Here is a 15,945-nt window from a genome sequence, read left to right on the forward strand (position 1 = left end):
GCCCACGTCCTCATCTGCTGGCTGGCCCTGCTACTGGTCCGCGTCGCCGAACGCGCCACCGGTGAAACGTGGCGAAACATCAACCGGCAACTCGGGCGAATCAGCCAGGTCACCCTCGCCGGACCCGCCGGCACCGTCGTGCAGACCACCCCGCTACGACCCGAACACAAGGCCATCTACCAGGCACTTTCCGTCCAGCCGCCAGCCCGGGTCACCACCTTCGACCCGCGCTAACCAAGACCAGACACCGGCGATAGAGCGTAGACACACGCCCTTCCGGAGACACACGTCAATCTTCGCTGCTCTGCGGCCAGATTCCGATGATCGTTTAACTACAAGCTGCGGAACCCGGGTCACCTGGTGGCGCCTACCGGACGGGCGGCCCTACGTCTTCAAGATCAAGCCGGTGGCGGATCTCGCATCGCCGTTCCATGAGATGACATCGGCCAGCGCGATTCGTGACGTCGCCTCCGTGGTCATCGGCGCTAATGCAGTCCTGATGGAGGACAAGGTCACCTATAAGGCAGCTCTTACCGAGGACGCTGCGTGGGCCGACCTGCCGATCCTTGGCGAGGACGTTCGCAAGCATTCGGACGCAGCGTACTTTGCTGCGCGCGGCTTCGGGCAGGTGATCACGATGGCGCTGTGCCTTGATGACTGCCCGGCAGAAGCTGGTGCGCTGCAGGTGTGGCCAGGCAGCCATGAGCGTCCCGCACGGCATCAGCCGACCGCGAACCAGGGCCCGGTGGTGACAGACGAGGACGCGCCCGACGAGCAGGCGGTGACGCTTGAGGCGAGCGCCGGGACGCTGCTGACCTGGGACGCCGCTCTCGTCCACGCCAGCGGTCCGAACCGCACCGACAGGCCACGGCGACTGCTCGTCCTCGGCTACACGGCCAGCAACGCGTGATGGGCACATCACGATCCCCGGAACGGCCGGCGCTCAGCGGGGAAAAGCTATCGAGCGACGCGATCGCGCAGCCGTACACACAGCCGCCTCCGTACTTCTCGCAGTGGGGCGAGGATCGCTGGCTTGTCGAACACCTCATCGTCCCGACCGGCGGGGTCTTCGTCGATGTCGGGGCCGGAGACGGGGTGCGCGGTAGTAACAGCCTCTACTTCGAGACGGTGGGCTGGACTGGGCTGTGCGTCGACCCCGACCCACGGAACCGGGCTGCTCTCACCCGGCGCACATGCCCGGTTCGCGTCTGTGCCGTCTCGGCCTTGTCCGGCCAACAGACCTTCAGCATCTACGACCCAAAGCCGTCTTGGTCGGGTCTTGGCGACCGAGGGACCGGCTACACCACGATGATGGTCGACTGCCGCCCGCTGGAGGACCTGCTCACGGAGGTCGGCATCGACGGCATTGACCTGCTGAGCATTGATGTCGAAGGCACCGAACTGGATGTGTGGTCATCCTTCGATCCGGGCCGCCATCACCCAGGAGTCGTCATCATTGAGTACGACGACGACCACCCGGGCCGCAGCGAGGACCATATCCGTCGAGCCCTTGGACTCCACCGGTACGAGTTGGTGCACCGCACTCCGGCAAATCTCATCCTTCGCGGACTGGATGCCGATAGCCAGCGACGGTGGCGCCATGCGGGATGAGGAGTTCCTCGGCACGATCGCTCGCGCCACTCGGCCTCAATTCACAGGCGAGAAGACTGTCGTGTTCTGTTCCCATGGCGTTGACGCTCCCTATTGGCGCGACCTTCTCGCCGCTGCGGGCGCCGACGACGTTCTCGTCCTGGCCTTCGACGACACCCTCGCCTCGCTCCTGGACGCCTCGGCCCATCGGACAGCTGCTCAACTGCTCGCGGACCGACACGCACTGCTCGCTACCCTGGCTACTGACTCGCCTCTGAGTACTCTGGTCGACCAGTTCGATCCAGCTCGGCGAGCAATCCTCCTCGTCACTGATCCGCTCAACCCGACGGTGACGGGTAGTCGCCGGAGGCTCGGTGGCAAGCACCCGAGTTGGGGCTTCTTCGAGCATAAGAGCGTGGTGGACGTGTTGTGGGACACGATCGGTCTGGTACGCGCCGAATCGGCGGTGTACGACGCAGCGGGCAGCCTGTGCCGTCACCTCTCTCCGCAGGGTCCCGACCTGGTTTACGCCCTACAGCCCTACGGCGAGGAACCCTCCGCCGGGGGCGAGGACATCCGGTGGGCGAGCTCCGCCTTGCTCCGCCGTGACGACGAGGCGGTCCGGCATGGCCGCCTACGAATCATGCCACTGCTCTCCGGAGTCCCGTGCCGCCTGCACGGAGTAGTCCTCGCTGAGAAGACCGCGGCCTTCACCCCACTGGAACTTCTAGTGCCGCGCCGTCCTGCCGACGGAACCTTCTTGTGTGCCGGCACTTTCCCGCTGCCCGAGCCCGAACAGCGCCCGATGGTCCAGTTGACCCGCTGGATCGGCGAGGCGCTGCGCGATCGCCTGGCCTACCGCGGGGGATTCTCCGTCGATGGCATCCTGACCCGAGATGGCTTCCGGCCTACCGACCTGAACACTCGGGTGACATCTGCCTTCGAGGCCGCTCCGCCACCGCTTCGGGTCGCCGTACACGCGAGCGCACTCCTCGCCCGGGCAGGCATTCCCGAAGTCGATGCCGCAGGGCTGGAGGAACGAACCCATCAGGCTCTCAACCGAGCGGGCTACCTCACCCTGCTCACCGTCGTCAGACAGCCGGCGACGGCTGCGATGCGTCCAGTCTGCTGGAGTGGCCCCGCCCTCGTGGCGTGCGCATTCGAACAAGCGCACGGCGTACTCGAAATCACCGCCGGACCGCGGGGAACCGTACTGAGCGTCCGTCTGCGTAGAGACCGGCTTCCTGCGGAACTCTCAGCGCAGGAAGCGGCGGTCATGGCGTTCCGCGCAGCCGACGACCTACTCGACACGGGGCTCGGTTACCTGCAGCCGCCACCCAGGTTGTTGGGCGCCGTTCCTGGTCAGCGGAACGGCGCCACGTAAGGGGCCGCCCTACGAGAGCCGACCGATGGCGGCCTGGATCCTGGCGACCGTGCGTGCCCGGCCGAGCACCTCCAACGACTCGAACAGTGGCAATCCCACCGAGCGACCGGTGACGGCGACCCGAACCGGCGCTTGCGCCTTGCCGAGCTTCAGGCCCCGCGCCGCACCGAGTTCCTCGACGGCGCGCTTAAGTGACTCGGCGTGCCAATCCGCTGTTTCGAAGGCGACCGCCACCTCGTTGAGCAGCGCCAGAGCGTCACCGGACGTAGCCTTGGCCCAGGCGGCATCCTCAATCGTGGGCTCCGGCAGGAACAGGAAGTCGACCATCGAGACGATCTCGCTGAGCACCGCGACCCGGGTCTGAGCGAGCGGCGCGACGGTCGCGAACACCACCTCGTCGTAGTCCTCCGCTCGCCACGGGGCGTACTCACCACGCAGCCAGGGCTGACACGCCGAGATGAATTGCTCCGTGTTCAGCGCCCGGATGTAGTCACCGTTGAAGGCTCGAAGCTTCTTGACGTCGAAGAAGGCCGGGGAGGGGTTGACGTCTCCCATCCGGAACTCAGCCACGATGTCGTCCCAGGGGAGGATCTCTCGGTCCCCGGAGGGCGCCCAGCCGAGCAGCATGAGGTAGTTGCGCATCGCCTCGGCCAGGTACCCCTCAGCTCGGAAGTCCTCCAGCGCGACCCGGTCCCGGCGCTTGGACAGCTTCTGCCGCTTCTCGTTGACCAGGATCGGCGCGTGCGCCCAAACCGGCGGCTCCTGGCCGAGCGCCTCCCACAGCAACTGCTGCTTCGGCGTGTTGGGCAGGTGCTCCTCAGCTCGGATCACGTGGGTGATTCCCATAACCATGTCATCGACGACGTTCGCAAGCAGGAAGACCGGTGAGCCGTCTCCGCGGGCGATGACGAAGTCCTCGATCGTCGCGTTGTCGAACGTCGGCCTGCCACGCACCAGGTCCTGGACGATCGTCTGGCCCTCATCCGGCGTGCGAAAACGCACCGCGCTACCTGGCGCAGCGGACAGGCCGCGACCCCGGCAGAAGCCGTCATACCCCTTGTGCTCGCTGCCGGTGCGCTCGACCACCTGGGCTCTTACGCAGTCGCAGTAGTAGGCCCGGCCTGCCGCGAGAAGCTTGGCGATGGCGTCACGGTGGTGCTGGACGTAAGCGGACTGAAACAGAGGCCCCTCGTACTCATCCGGGCCGGCCCCGAGCCACGCCATGGCATCGAGAATGCCCTGCACCCACTCTGGGCGGCTGCGTTCCGCGTCTGTGTCCTCAACCCGCAGCACCATGGAGCCACCGGACTGCTTCGCCAGCACCCAGTTATAGAGCAGCGAACGAGCGTTGCCCACGTGGAACATCCCGGTTGGCGACGGGGCGAACCGAACCCGAACGCCAGAATGAGTGGCCGTCATGCACGCAGCGTACCGATCGACGGCGGTTGGAAGGTTGGCATATCCGACGATCAGCACGGGACCCACCGCGAGGCCTCACATGTCTGCGGTCAGGGCATCAAGATGATCTTTGAAGGATCCAACCAAAGCCTGAAGAATGAGACGTCCCTTGTCTGCGGAGCCCTTCGACGGCTCGCCGATCACACCGGTACGGGTGTATCCCGCCATACCTCGGACCAAGAGCAGCTTTCTCTCCGCGGCCTGGTGGTCCGTCCTCTCCACGCCGACGCGGACGAGTTCGGGGCAGACATGCCGCAGCAAGGAGACTTCGAGTTCTCCCGCATGCATGTCGTCGTGCCCACCACTGGCCAGACCGGCGGCGGTACGGGCTGCAGCCCAGTCCTCACGAGTCGGAAACAGGGTCATCGCCGGCCCGGCGACGTTGGCTTCCTGCACGATGTTGCTGAGGACGTAGTTGCCGCCGTGGCCGCTGATCAGAGCGAGCCGCGGGGGACCCGAAAGTCGCAGCGATGCCATGATGTCGGTTACGACTGCCGTCAGCGTGGTGTGACTAATGCTCACCGTGCCTGGCCAGGCGCCATGCTCGTGCGAGCAGGAGATTGTGACGGGGGGAAGAAGGAACAGGTCGTAAGACGCAGCGACGCGTTCAGCGATGGCGCAGGCAACAATCGTGTCCGTTGCCAGTGGCAAGCACGGGCCGTGCTGCTCGAAGCTGCCGACCGGTAGCACCGCGACCGGGGCCGCCCGCCGCTTCTCGTCCTCGCTGGTGCCTGTTGGGAGAAGCATCATGGGCTAATCGTTACAGGCGTCGAGGGCGTCACGATAGGCATGTGCGAGTGTGGGCAAGATCCCCAGGGCGCGATGTCGGCGCAACCTGGGCAGGATCCGCCCGACAGCGCGGACCGTTCGAGCGGAGGACGTCGCCTGGGCCACTCTCAAGGCGGACAATCCTTCTGCCGCTGCACGTTCCAGCTCGCCCTCGTCGAGATACGCCACGGCGAGGTCGGCACGCCACAGTCCTTCGTCAAGTCGTCCGTCCGGCGGCCAGTCGGCGAGAACCTCCTCGTAGGCCTGGGTGGCGGCGGGTACGTCACCGAGCAGTTGCCGGCACCGTGCTTCGCACGCCCGCACGTAGTCGACGGTGCAGTGCCCGCTTAGGTGGTCCACGGTGCCCGACGGCGCGCTGGCCAGGTGAAAGGCAAGGTCAATGTTCTGGCGGCAGGCGTCCGAATCGCCGGTGGTCGCGTGCCCTTCGGCTTCGCGAATGAGGCACAGCGCCGACGTCCGTGGCGGCAGTAGATCCAATTGACGCGCTCGCCGTGCCAGCCCGACTGCCCGAGTCGCGTCTCCGTCATCGAGCGCCTGCTGGCTCTTGCGCATGAGGATGTACGCCGCGAGGTGCTGATCCTGTGCTTCCGTCGCTAGCGTGTAGGCGCGTTCGAGCAGTGGATCAGCCCGCGCGGGGCTGTTGCTGTTGCTCTCGATCCAGCTGAGGAACTCGGTCCAGCGGGCCTCGGTGACCAGCAGCCGCAGACGGTCACGACCGTCCGCTGCCGCCCTCGCCACGGCAACGAGCCTGAGCTGTCCTTCGACAGGGCGCCGGAGCCCGGCACACCCAGATGTGTTGCTACGTGCGGCCAGCACTGCGAGCAGTTCGCCCCATGAGTCCTGAACCATTCGGTCAAGCGTGGCGGAGTGCTCATGGGCGCCGTTGGTTGGGACCTGGTCTCCCCGGCCACCCACACCCAGGTACTGACGGGGAATGCGCAGCCCGATCGCGACTCGCTCAAGGACTTCGTACGAGGTGACACGTTGGCGCCCCTGCGAGATCTGCCGTATGCGTGTCTCCGACATCCCCGTCATGGCCGCCAAGCGGGCGCGGGAGAAGCCCCGGCTACGCATGAACCGCAGCACCGCTGCCACGTCTCGCTCATCGAGGAAGGTGGCAAGGGGGCGACCTTCGAAGAATGCGGTGTCCCACCACATCGGATCGACTTCCATGGTCCGCCCCGGCCTCCTTCATATGCGACTACACAACGTACCGCCGTCGCCACACCCTAGGAAGTCCGATCGTCTGCCTGGGGCGGAGCCCGCACTGCATCCTGGTGCCCGGCGGCACCCTGGTACCGGGAAGATGGGCCGGCCCGCGGTCCACAGCGCGGTCGCGCGCTGCGGCCGGCCGGCTGGTCCGGCCGGCGGATATCAGGGTCCGTACGCGAGTCCCATCATGCCCCGCGGAATCCTCAGTCCTTCCGCGATGCGTTCGAGCACCTCGTAGGAGGTCACCCGCTGGCGGCTCTGGATGATTGCGCGGACTTGGTTCTCGGTCGTTCCGGTGGCCGCAGCAATCGCCGATTGGCTCCAACCTCTGGATTTGAGAAAGCGGAACACAGAGCTGATGTCACGACGGCGCAGCAGGTCGGAGAGTGGCCGACCCTCGAAGCAACCGTTGATCCACCAATCCGGGTCGGGGTGACCATTTACCCGCCATCCGGCGAACCTCATAGGCGGCGACTCGATTGCAGCGATGGTCGCAGCGCGGGTGTTCGAGGCCATCGTGGTCAACTTGATCTCTCCCGAGTTTGAGGCTTTGCTGGCGCGCGGTCACTTCCACGAGCGGTCGGTGGACGAAGATGACCTGCTGACCCCACGTCCCCACTCGCTTGTCATCTGATCGCTGATCGTGGGGATGCGGCTACCTCCGGTCAGGGACTTTCGTGGACGTCTGGATGGCGGTATAAACGCCCCTATGCGTCCCCCAGCCGGACTCGAAGTCTGATGCCGAACGAGCGCCTGCGAGGGGCCATATCGGCAAGAGGGCTGACAACACAGCGGTGCGCAGAGCTGATCGGAGTTGACCCGAAGACAGTAGAGCGCTGGATCACCCGCGACCGCGTCCCGCACCGTGCCCACCGCGTCGCTGCCACTGACCTGCTCGGCGTTGACGAGACGTATCTGTGGCCGTCGGTCGTGGACGACCTCAGGGTCGTGTCAGCGGGGCGGGCCGAGATGGTCGAGTTCTATCCGTCCCGCTCGGCGGTGCCGCTCGAACTTTGGCGGTCGTTGATTCACCAGGCGCGAGAGTCCGTCGACGTCCTCGTCTACGCCGGGCTGTTCCTACCCGAACTGCACGACATCACTCACCTCGGTGAGCGGGCACGCCAGGGCTGCCGGGTGCGTGTTCTGCTGGCCGACCCGAACGGAACTGGAGTGCGACGGCGGGGAGAGGAAGAGGGCTTCGGGATCGGGCTCGCCCACCGAGTGCTGCTGAGCCTGCGTTACTACGAGCCGATCCTGGCCATCCCCGGTGTGCAGCTACGGCTGCATGACACGACGTTGTACGCGTCCGTCTTTCGGGTGGATGAGACCATGCTCGTCAACACCCACGTGTACGGCTCCACCGCTGCCCACAACCCGGTGTTACACCTCCGGCGCGTACCCGGGGGTCGAGTCGTCGACCACTACCTCACCAGCTTCGAGCGGGTCTGGGCCCAGGCGAAGCCCACTACGGATATAGATGCGGTGATAGCCGCGTTCGACGGGAGATGACGGATGGCGCGCCGTGACTACTTCAACGACCCCAACGCGCCAGGTGCCAACAGTGTGGTGCCGTCGGTTGTGGCGGCGGTGCGTAACCACCGTGGTGAGCTGTTGATGATCCACCGCACCGACAACAACCTGTGGGCGCTACCCGGCGGTGGTCACGACATCGGTGAGTCGATCTCTGACACGGTGGTGCGGGAGGTGCGCGAGGAGACCGGCATCGATGTGGAGGTCACCGGCCTGGTCGGGATCTACACCAACCCCCACCACGTGATGGCCTACGACGACGGTGAGGTACGCCAGCAGTTCTCGATCTGCTTCACGGCCCGACCCGTCGGCGGGGAGCTGACGACCTCTAGTGAGTCGCGGCAGGTCCGCTGGGTGGATCCCGTCCAGCTCGACCAGTTGGACATACACCCCTCGATGCGGCTGCGTATCGACCACGCCCTCGAGGAACGGGCGACTCCGTACATCGGTTGAACAAGGAGAGGCGTTTCACCGTCGGGGGACGTCCCAGCGGTCCCGACGACAGGGTGGGGGCGGCACCCGGTTGTGCGGCTACCGTCGGGGGGTGTCAAACCTCATGACCGTCGCCCGAGACCTTGCCGCTGGCCTGCTCGACACCCGGCAGATGGACCGGCGCTGGGCCCATGTCCAGGGTGTCGGCCGGCGGGCCGCACAGTTGACGGTCACGGTCGAACCGGGTGATCGTGATCTGCTGGTGGCAGCCGCGTGGCTGCACGACATCGGCTACGCACCCGGCCTTGTGGACACCGGCCTGCACTCCCTGGACGGCGCGCGATACCTACAGCACCACGACTACCCGCCGCGACTTGTCGGCCTGGTGGCCCATCACACCTGTGCCCGGGTCGAAGCAGCCGAGCGCGGTCTCGCAGACCAACTCGCCGACTTTGCGCTCGAAGAGGGACCCGTGATGGACGCGCTCGTCACCGCTGACCTCACGGTTGGTCCGAATGGACAACGCCTCGACGTCGACGAGCGCATCGAGGAAATCCTCCGCCGGTACCCGGCCCAGAGTCCAGTTCACCGGGCGATCCAGCGTGCCGAGCCCCTTCTCGTTGCGCACGTCCGTCGGACATTGAACCGGCTCGACGGGGCGGAGCACACGGCACAATGACGGTCGCTGGCGATGGGCGTAGATCAGCTCAGTGATCCGTGCTGCTGGTGGCTGTGGCAGGAGCGGTCGCGAGCGTGGCCCGGCTCGTACCGTCAGGTCCTCGCCCGGCCCCGACGGATTGTCAGAGGATCTGCCACTGGCCGAAGTCTCGGTCGCCCTGCCGAAGGCCAGCGATGCGGCGGTGAACCTCGGCTGCGGCTTCAGTGCCGGGCCAGGACTTACGGGCGTTGGTGGCGATCATCTGTAGTTCGCGGAGTTGGCAGAGGTCTTCGAAACCCTGCCACGAGGTGACATCCCAGCCGTACGCGGCAGTGAAGTCGGCGAAAGCAGCAGGAGCCGGTTGGGTGAACCGGCGACAGTGAACGGCGACGGTGGCCAGGTCCCACTCCCGCGGGCCGATGGCAGCCCCGTCCCAGTCGGCAAGTACCGGCGTGCCGTCGAAGCGGCGCAGAGCGTTACGGGTCTGAGGGTCGGACTGAATCAGGCTCATGCCGCGGGGGAAACCCATCTCGAACCAGCGCGTGGCCAGCGACTCCAGATGCTTTAGCAGCAGGTCACGATCCTCCGCACTGATGATCGTCGAGCGTTGCAGCGATCGGCGGATGTTGTCGATCGGCTGAAGCGTCGGCAGGTCCACCGGCGGGGCAGGAAGAGCGTGCAACTCCCCGAGCAGCGCACCGAGCTCAGCCGCGGTGACCGGTGAGTCGTGCGCCGGGTCTAACCGCTGCCAAACGGTCACGGCATGCTCGCCAATAAGCAGGGGTTGGGGTAGCCACGGGATCAGGCCGACGGTCGGGAACCCACGAGCAGCCAGCCACTGCACGACGGCCACCACAGCGTGGGTGCGCTCCAGGCCGAACTCTACCGGCGCGATCTTGACGACCATGTCGTCGACGGCGTACACAGCGTTGGTGTGATGCCGCAACAGGCTGGCGCCGGCGTCGGACATGTCCAGGCGACGGCACACCTCGGCGAGCACCGGACGTGTTCGCGCTTCGACGAACATAGGGCTCCTACGGATCGAGCGCTGCGGTTCCGCCAGCAAGCGTACGGCCGCGCTCGCGGCAGGCCCGCACGTAGTCCGCCAGCGCGGCTGCTTCCTCGCCGCGATGCCTCACCGGAATAGCCGAGATCACGTCGAGCGCTCTCGTCAGGACGATCTCCGCACGTTGGGTCTCGGGAAGCGCCGCGACAGCGTCAAGCGCCGAGGCTGCTGCCTCTGCCGCACGCCGGTCACGAACCAAACACATCGACCGATCTAACCCGATGAGAGCAGGGTCGATCGGCACGGAGGGTGAGGCTCCGTACAGCCGCAGCGCCTCGTCTTGGACCCGATAGGCCTCGCTCGTGTCACCGAGCCAGGTACTCGCTCCGGAGAGGTAGAACAACAGCCGCTTCCTCGGGAAGCGGAACGCTGTGTCACTGTCATCATCGCCGACCAGATCGAACATTCTTCGAGCCTGCGTGATCGCCGCTCGCGCCTCATCGACCGCCCCGAGACGGGCCAGCGCACGCGCGCGTCCAGCTGCGGCGAGCGCAGTCGAGGACGATGGCGTCTCGGATATGGCCATCGCTGCCTCAGTTAGGGAGACCGTCTGCTGCGGGTCGCCGAAGTAGTAGGGCAGCATGGCCGACTGGGCGCGGACCAGCACCCGCAGCCGAGGTTCCGAACTGTCGTCTGCCGCGTGGAGGGCTGTCCGGTACCACAGGCGTGCCTCACCGACGTCCCCGAGCCGCATGAGCGCGTCGGCACACATTGTTGCCAGCAGGGCCGCCGTGCCGGACAACCGCGACTGAATCGCGGCCGGTTGTCTGCGCCGGGACAGGACCTGGACCTCGGCACACTCGGCAGCAAGCCGCGACAGCATCATGGCCGGCGGCGCGGACGGGTAGATCCGCATGTGCTCGTTGGCTGAAGCCTCGATGAGCTCGAGTTGGTGCGGGGCCACGCTCGATGTTGCGAGTGCCTCATCCAACGCGGTGCGGAGTCGGGTGAGCGCACTACTCGAGCCGACTGGCGCTTCGGGTGATCGCCGATACGGTGGGTGGTTTGCTGTCCCTTCCTCCGGCCGAGCGGCCGGGCGGCTCGAAGTGGCATTTGCCTCTTGTTCCTGACCCAGGCCCATCACCGCTCGAGGGATGCGTAGTCCGACCGCGATCCGCTCGAGCACGTCGTAGGCCGTCACCTGGCGGGCGCCCTTGGCGATCTCGGCCGCGCGGTTGGCGGACACGCCGACGAGGGCGGCGATGGCACCGTAGGAGATCCCACGGGCATGCAGGAACCGAAAAGTGGCGGCGATGTCGCGGCGTTCCAAGAACTCGCGGATCGGTCGCCCCTCCCAGACCCCCGACGCCCACCACGACGGATCGACCTGGACGCCCACGCACACCTCCTGCCCATCGGTAGCGGCCTTGATCGATAGGTCACCGAGTTTTGTCCGTAACGACAAATCGAACGTGCACCTCATCGACAACGTCGCATCACCACAGATGATCCCCACCGGAGCTGGCACCTTCACCCCCATCGTGACCCCCCACCATGGCGTCGACAGGGATCCAGGTGGGCGGGAACCTGAGACGGAAGCTGCTCATGCGACTGCTCCCGCCGCAGCGGCTGCCTGCTGTGCCGATCGCCTTACCGGTGTCTGGTGGCCCCGGAGAGAGCCCGGTAGTTTCAGCTGTCGAGCACTTTCACTGTCATCGATTGGGGATACCGGCTACGTGTCGCACATCGAAAAGATCACCGGTGAACTCCGCGCGCTGATGACCGGCGTCGAACGCGCGCAGGGGTTGGCAGCCGCCGCTGACAGCCAGGCGCAGGAGGTGGCGCTGCGGGCTGCGGGCGCAGGCTTCGTCGCCGTGGCGGCGGGCGTGGCCCGAGTGCGCAACGCGATCACGAGCATCCAGGGCGGCCTGGGAAGTCTTGCCGGTGCGATCGGGGAAGCGACGAAGGCCACCGCGGCGGTGCCGAACGAAGCCACCCCGCAGGAGACGATCGCCGGGCTGGCGCCCGTGCAGAGCGCCGTCGACACCGCGCGCGCTTCGGCGGTCGGGGCCATCACCGGAGTCGGGGAGGCGCAGCAACTCGTCGCCATGGTCCTGCAGGGCGGGCAGCCCGGGCCGCTGTTGCAGGCCCTGGAGGCCATCAAGCAGGTCCTGGTGCTGGTCGTTGCGCGCACCGGCGGAGCCCGGCAGGCCATCGAAGCGGCGATCGCGCAGGCCCGGCAGTTGGGCTCGTCGGGAAACTGACGGGGGCTGGCGGTCATCCACCGGCCAGCCCTGCCCCTGCTACCACCAGCGGCCCACCCCCGACAACCCCCACCCTGGGCGGCGCCGTTTCCACGGACACTGACGCAGGAACCCCGTGGACCAGGCATCCCACCGGCGTCGCTGGCGGGTCACCTACCGGACGCCGAACCCGCATCTCCGCGAACGAGAAGCCACGGGAGCGGCGTGCCCTGGAGTTGGAGAACGAGTGTGCCGACAGGGTCGCCGGCAAGGGGTACCGGGTTCACCAGAACCCCACGAGGCAGGAGGTCGCGGACGCGCGGCTCGAAACTGGGGATTCTGGGAGGCCGGAGAAGGCACCCGACTTCCTCATCGAGGGGCATGTCTTCGACTGCTACGCGCCCACTGCTCCTGTGCCGGCCCGCGCCGTCTGGAGCGCGGTGTCCAGGAAGGTCGACGCCGAGCAGACCCAACGCGTGATGTTGAACCTCCACGACTGGCGAGGAGACCTCGCCGCCCTGCACAAGCAGTTCCACGACTGGCCAATCACAGGGCTGAAGGAACTGGCGGCGGTAACGCGCGACGGTGCGATCATTCAGATCATCCGGCGAGACTGATGAAGGGGTGCAGATGGCTGTCGAGTACCGGCTGACGCTGGCGGGCGACATCCCACTCGAGCAGGTGGCGGAACTGGCTGCTCCCGAAGCGGTCGAGACGCCCACGGCGTCCGGCGGCAGGATGCTCAGCGCCGACCTGAACGACGAGCACGGGTACGTCGTGGACATCACCGGCGGAAGGCACGGCTACTACTGCGCCGAGGATGACGGTGGTTCCCTGTGGCAATGGGAGCCGGAGACCTACGTCGACGTCAGCTTCTCCATGCGCAAGGACACCCTGGTCGACAAGGGCAAGCCCCACATGCTGGCGACCGTGGCCAGGATCCTCGCCGGCAGGGCCGAGGACGCGGCCCTGACCCTCAACGGCGACGTGCTGATGCTGACGCGCGTCGCGGGGACCATCCAGAAGCACAACGTCGACGGCTGGTACGACGAAGACTACGACAGGATTCTTCACCCCTGAGGGCGTACGTCCTTGGCTGGACCCACCGCCGCCACTCGCCCCCGACCAACCCGACCGGAAGTTCCTCAGTATGCGCAGCCATGACCTCACGCCCGGACGGATGATCGGCGTCACCTTCGATCATGGCGAGGACTTCTTCACCGCCCTCGCCGACGCCTGCCGCGTCAACGGCATCCGGCACGGCTACATCCCCGTCTTCATCGCCGGGTTCAGCACCGTCGAGATCGTCGGCACCTGCCAGCGACTGGACGACCCCCAAGCCCCGGTCTGGGAACGGGTGCACCTGACCAACGTCGAAGCGCTCGGCGGCGGCACCATCGCCTACGACGACACCCACGACCGGATCGCGCCGCACATACACGTCAGCGTCGGACTCAAGGAGCACAGCGCGACCGGCCACACCAGTCACCTGCTCGCCGCGACAGTTCAGTTCCTCACCGAAATGCTGATCATCGAGGTCGCTGCGCCCGTCATGCGTCGTATCCCCGAGGCGAGCCTCTACGACGTGCCGCTGTTGCGGATCGGCGACCACTGACCGGCCAGTGGCATCCACGCCCGCCACGCCGACCGAATCGTTGCCCTACGCCACGGCGTCTTGGTAGCTACCGGCCGCGACGCCTCTACCACCAGCGGCGGTTCGCCGCCTGGGATCCCGGCTGACACTCTCGGCCATGAAGCCGCCGACCAACGCGACACCGATGCCGCAGCCATACGACCCATCGGCCCGGAGGCCGCCGCCATGAACGATGTGACCCCTATCGGCAGCCCGATTCTGACCTGCATCCGGAAAACTTCGGTGCGGGCAAGAGCAGCTTTGCCCGGGAGTCACGACGCCGGCACGGCCGCGGCTGCGCCCTCATATGGAAAGCATAATGCGGCCACGGCCGACGGTGGGAGCGTATTAGCAATACAATGAAAACCGCCAGGAAACGATGCTTCACGTTGCACTGCCGACGGCGAAACCACTCGCTCGATTTCAGCTTGCCGGATTCATTGATTGCTGATGAGCCGCCGATCGGGATCCGCCTGACCGCCAGCCGATATGCTGATCGAGATTGTGTGTTTCGGCAGAACCCTGAGCGGCGCAAAGTTGGCGTTTCGCCCGGCCAGAACTCCGATCGCTTGAGTGACCGCTTCATTGCCGGCCAAGATCCCGTCGACAATCCGTGCCCGCTCCGAATCGAGATGATTGCGGTTCACGCCGAACGGCAGGTCTGCAAATTTGCCTGCGTCCGCAAACTCCAGCGTAAGGAGCCAGGACAGCGGGACGGTAGACTTGAAGATTCCTCCATGTGTCTGCGCAAGAGTCTTCGGCATCTCGTCTGCCTTTGCAACAAACACTCCGGCGGCCAACGTCTGACCTCCCGCTTCTAGCTCACGGTGGAGCGCAAGCCCGCGCGCGAAGTCGAAGATGTCACCGTTCATCGAAAGGTTGCGAAGGTGTGCCAGCTTCGCGGCGGTCAGCTTGTCTAGAGACGACGGACGCGGGCAGTAGAGGAGGTATTTGACCAGATCGCAGCCAAGTAGCTCGTTGAGATTCATGATGCGGCCATGCTGCTTCGGGTCGGACGATTCAAATCTGGAGGCCTCGGAGTATTGAACTCCCGGACCCCGCGGAAACAGACGCTTCGCCTGGAGGAGTAGCGAACTGGTCCAAGAGTTAGTCGGCACGAAAGAATCCTCATATTTAAGTACCATGCCGATGTCCGATTGTGTCACCCAGTTTTCTATCTGCGCCGAGTACTGGTGCGTCTCGATAGTGAAGTCAACGCTCGCAAGCGGCATGGCGAGACCGAGGTCGCGACGAAGTTGTTCCAGCGAATAAGGCAGATGGTACTCTTCCGAGTAATCTTCGTCGAGAAGATCACACAGCTCCCTCGTGATAGCCGATTCATCCCATGGAATTTTGCGCATGAGCTTGCGGGCGACGGAGGCGTCTATGCCGTCGAGGAATCTCAAAAGGAGCGGAAGGGCGGCAACTGGAAGCATCAGAGTAGCCTACTTCTATTGGATGCAGAGCGCGAAGCCAACGTATCGGCGGACGCAATAGACGGAGTCCGTGTGGGTGTGCAGTGGTGTATTCGACTCAGCATGAGGGGAAACCTGGTGGCGACCGTAGCCGTAGGCATCAAGGGCTTGGCGGCGCAGCGCAGCGCCGAGGCCAGCCGGGTCAGGCGGTTATCAACGTCGGGCCAGTGTTCACCGGCGCGACCAGTGTGGTCGGGCAACGCGGTGGCGTGACAATACGCGAGGTGCTCGACGGTCGCGCGTAGCGCCCCGCCGGCGGCAAGGTCGACATCCTGCCGGTTGTCGCACCACGACCAGTCGCTCTGATGTCGCAACAGCTTCTGCGCGCAGGGATCGCGCAGCACTTCCTCGCCGTGGTCACCGCGTGGAGGATGGGTGGCCGCCTCGACCACTTCGGCTGCGAACAGCAACGCTTCGGCGTATCTTGTCGGCGCGGACGACACATCCACCTGCGTCACCTCCCCCTTGCGGTCACGATGCCATAACCATGTGACCCGCCACGTCCGCTGCGGGTGGCGTTCCCGTCCAGCGGAGG

18 protein-coding genes and 2 pseudogenes are annotated in these 15,945 nt (G+C 65.9%); 12 read left to right on the forward strand and 8 right to left on the reverse strand.

Features of this window, described 5'->3' with window-relative positions:
- The 4 genes and pseudogenes from GA0070560_RS29015 to GA0070560_RS05085 all read left to right on the forward strand — a co-directional run.
- A pseudogene (locus GA0070560_RS29015) lies at positions 1-234 on the forward strand (IS1634 family transposase); the annotation flags it as partial.
- Positions 235-406: 172 nt separating this feature from the next.
- Positions 407-910 carry a phytanoyl-CoA dioxygenase family protein gene (locus GA0070560_RS05075; RefSeq protein WP_091292001.1) on the forward strand — a complete coding sequence of 168 codons (504 nt, stop codon included), beginning with the start codon at positions 407-409 and terminating at the stop codon, positions 908-910.
- A complete protein-coding gene (locus GA0070560_RS05080) occupies positions 910-1,611 on the forward strand; it encodes an FkbM family methyltransferase (protein ID WP_091292918.1) in 702 nt (233 codons plus the stop codon). The genes GA0070560_RS05075 and GA0070560_RS05080 overlap by 1 nt, the downstream gene beginning before the upstream one ends.
- Positions 1,601-2,974: a hypothetical protein gene (locus GA0070560_RS05085; protein WP_139131439.1), complete on the forward strand. Its 1,374-nt coding sequence runs from the start codon at positions 1,601-1,603 to the stop codon at positions 2,972-2,974. The genes GA0070560_RS05080 and GA0070560_RS05085 overlap by 11 nt, the downstream gene beginning before the upstream one ends.
- A 9-nt stretch (positions 2,975-2,983) precedes the next feature.
- Here GA0070560_RS05085 and gltX read toward each other — a convergent pair whose 3' ends face one another.
- The 4 genes from gltX to GA0070560_RS05105 all read right to left on the reverse strand — a co-directional run bounded on the left by gltX (position 2,984) and on the right by GA0070560_RS05105 (position 6,949).
- A complete protein-coding gene (gene gltX, locus GA0070560_RS05090) occupies positions 2,984-4,393 on the reverse strand; it encodes a glutamate--tRNA ligase (RefSeq protein ID WP_091292005.1) in 1,410 nt (469 codons plus the stop codon).
- A gap of 75 nt (positions 4,394-4,468) precedes the next feature.
- Positions 4,469-5,182, reverse strand: coding sequence for a creatininase family protein (locus GA0070560_RS05095; protein WP_091292007.1), 714 nt, complete (start codon positions 5,180-5,182; stop codon positions 4,469-4,471).
- A 3-nt stretch (positions 5,183-5,185) separates the two neighbouring features.
- A complete protein-coding gene (locus tag GA0070560_RS05100) occupies positions 5,186-6,394 on the reverse strand; it encodes a helix-turn-helix domain-containing protein (protein ID WP_091292009.1) in 1,209 nt (402 codons plus the stop codon).
- 201 nt (positions 6,395-6,595) lie between these two features.
- Entirely contained in the window at positions 6,596-6,949 is a 354-nt protein-coding gene (locus tag GA0070560_RS05105; RefSeq protein ID WP_139131440.1) for a helix-turn-helix domain-containing protein, read from the reverse strand.
- Between the two features lie 222 nt (positions 6,950-7,171).
- On the opposite strand from GA0070560_RS05105, the gene GA0070560_RS05110 reads away from it, so the two are divergent.
- The 3 genes from GA0070560_RS05110 (at position 7,172) to GA0070560_RS05120 (ending at position 9,074) form a co-directional block, all read left to right on the forward strand.
- The gene (locus GA0070560_RS05110; protein ID WP_245675370.1) at positions 7,172-7,942 is read left to right on the forward strand and encodes a helix-turn-helix domain-containing protein; all 771 of its coding nucleotides are present in this window, start codon (positions 7,172-7,174) and stop codon (positions 7,940-7,942) included.
- A 3-nt stretch (positions 7,943-7,945) separates the two neighbouring features.
- Positions 7,946-8,416, forward strand: a complete 471-nt coding sequence (locus tag GA0070560_RS05115; protein WP_091292011.1) for an NUDIX hydrolase — start codon at positions 7,946-7,948, stop codon at positions 8,414-8,416.
- A 91-nt stretch (positions 8,417-8,507) separates the two neighbouring features.
- A complete protein-coding gene (locus GA0070560_RS05120) occupies positions 8,508-9,074 on the forward strand; it encodes an HD domain-containing protein (protein ID WP_245675371.1) in 567 nt (188 codons plus the stop codon).
- Positions 9,075-9,195: 121 nt separating this feature from the next.
- On the opposite strand, the gene GA0070560_RS05125 is transcribed toward GA0070560_RS05120, so the two are convergent.
- Together GA0070560_RS05125 and GA0070560_RS05130 are read right to left on the reverse strand one after the other, a co-directional pair.
- Positions 9,196-10,080 (reverse strand): phosphotransferase enzyme family protein, encoded by an 885-nt coding sequence (locus GA0070560_RS05125; RefSeq protein WP_091292013.1) that lies wholly within the window; start codon positions 10,078-10,080, stop codon positions 9,196-9,198.
- 7 nt (positions 10,081-10,087) lie between these two features.
- Positions 10,088-11,464: an NsdA family TPR-like regulatory protein gene (locus tag GA0070560_RS05130; RefSeq protein WP_091292923.1), complete on the reverse strand. Its 1,377-nt coding sequence runs from the start codon at positions 11,462-11,464 to the stop codon at positions 10,088-10,090.
- A gap of 331 nt (positions 11,465-11,795) precedes the next feature.
- Between GA0070560_RS05130 and GA0070560_RS05135 the strand changes: the two genes are divergently transcribed.
- The 5 genes and pseudogenes from GA0070560_RS05135 to GA0070560_RS29330 form a co-directional block, all read left to right on the forward strand.
- Positions 11,796-12,323 (forward strand): DUF6244 family protein, encoded by a 528-nt coding sequence (locus GA0070560_RS05135; RefSeq protein ID WP_091292015.1) that lies wholly within the window; start codon positions 11,796-11,798, stop codon positions 12,321-12,323.
- Between the two features lie 209 nt (positions 12,324-12,532).
- Positions 12,533-12,919 carry a CdiA C-terminal domain-containing protein gene (locus GA0070560_RS05140; protein WP_245675403.1) on the forward strand — a complete coding sequence of 129 codons (387 nt, stop codon included), beginning with the start codon at positions 12,533-12,535 and terminating at the stop codon, positions 12,917-12,919.
- A gap of 13 nt (positions 12,920-12,932) precedes the next feature.
- Positions 12,933-13,382, forward strand: coding sequence for a SitI3 family protein (locus GA0070560_RS05145; RefSeq protein ID WP_091292925.1), 450 nt, complete (start codon positions 12,933-12,935; stop codon positions 13,380-13,382).
- A gap of 70 nt (positions 13,383-13,452) precedes the next feature.
- Complete coding sequence (locus GA0070560_RS05150; protein ID WP_091292020.1) at positions 13,453-13,917, forward strand: PPC domain-containing DNA-binding protein; 465 nt, start codon at positions 13,453-13,455, stop codon at positions 13,915-13,917.
- A 204-nt stretch (positions 13,918-14,121) separates the two neighbouring features.
- Positions 14,122-14,243 (forward strand): annotated as a pseudogene (locus GA0070560_RS29330) (kinase); the annotation flags it as partial.
- Positions 14,244-14,372: 129 nt separating this feature from the next.
- Here GA0070560_RS29330 and GA0070560_RS05155 read toward each other — a convergent pair.
- Both GA0070560_RS05155 and GA0070560_RS28040 read right to left on the reverse strand, forming a co-directional pair.
- Complete coding sequence (locus GA0070560_RS05155; protein ID WP_139131441.1) at positions 14,373-15,371, reverse strand: hypothetical protein; 999 nt, start codon at positions 15,369-15,371, stop codon at positions 14,373-14,375.
- Positions 15,371-15,859, reverse strand: a complete 489-nt coding sequence (locus tag GA0070560_RS28040; RefSeq protein WP_139131442.1) for a hypothetical protein — start codon at positions 15,857-15,859, stop codon at positions 15,371-15,373. Before GA0070560_RS28040 ends, GA0070560_RS05155 begins: the two co-directional genes overlap by 1 nt.
- Positions 15,860-15,945: the final 86 nt, after the last annotated feature.

This window comes from Micromonospora halophytica, from assembly GCF_900090245.1.
Classification (GTDB): domain Bacteria; phylum Actinomycetota; class Actinomycetes; order Mycobacteriales; family Micromonosporaceae; genus Micromonospora; species Micromonospora halophytica.

Excerpts from the sequence above, each read along its gene's own strand:
- GA0070560_RS05115 (WP_091292011.1), top strand. The coding sequence starts at position 7,946 with ATGGCGCGCCGTGACTACTTCAACGACCCCAACGCGCCAGGTGCCAAC.
- GA0070560_RS05105 (WP_139131440.1), bottom strand. The coding sequence starts at position 6,949 with ATGGCCTCGAACACCCGCGCTGCGACCATCGCTGCAATCGAGTCGCCG.
- GA0070560_RS05080 (WP_091292918.1), top strand. The coding sequence starts at position 910 with ATGGGCACATCACGATCCCCGGAACGGCCGGCGCTCAGCGGGGAAAAG.
- GA0070560_RS05155 (WP_139131441.1), bottom strand. The coding sequence starts at position 15,371 with ATGCTTCCAGTTGCCGCCCTTCCGCTCCTTTTGAGATTCCTCGACGGC.
- GA0070560_RS05095 (WP_091292007.1), bottom strand. The coding sequence starts at position 5,182 with ATGATGCTTCTCCCAACAGGCACCAGCGAGGACGAGAAGCGGCGGGCG.
- GA0070560_RS05110 (WP_245675370.1), top strand. The coding sequence starts at position 7,172 with ATGCCGAACGAGCGCCTGCGAGGGGCCATATCGGCAAGAGGGCTGACA.
- GA0070560_RS05125 (WP_091292013.1), bottom strand. The coding sequence starts at position 10,080 with ATGTTCGTCGAAGCGCGAACACGTCCGGTGCTCGCCGAGGTGTGCCGT.
- gltX (WP_091292005.1), bottom strand. The coding sequence starts at position 4,393 with ATGACGGCCACTCATTCTGGCGTTCGGGTTCGGTTCGCCCCGTCGCCA.
- GA0070560_RS05100 (WP_091292009.1), bottom strand. The coding sequence starts at position 6,394 with ATGGAAGTCGATCCGATGTGGTGGGACACCGCATTCTTCGAAGGTCGC.
- GA0070560_RS05145 (WP_091292925.1), top strand. The coding sequence starts at position 12,933 with ATGGCTGTCGAGTACCGGCTGACGCTGGCGGGCGACATCCCACTCGAG.
- GA0070560_RS05085 (WP_139131439.1), top strand. The coding sequence starts at position 1,601 with ATGCGGGATGAGGAGTTCCTCGGCACGATCGCTCGCGCCACTCGGCCT.
- GA0070560_RS05150 (WP_091292020.1), top strand. The coding sequence starts at position 13,453 with ATGCGCAGCCATGACCTCACGCCCGGACGGATGATCGGCGTCACCTTC.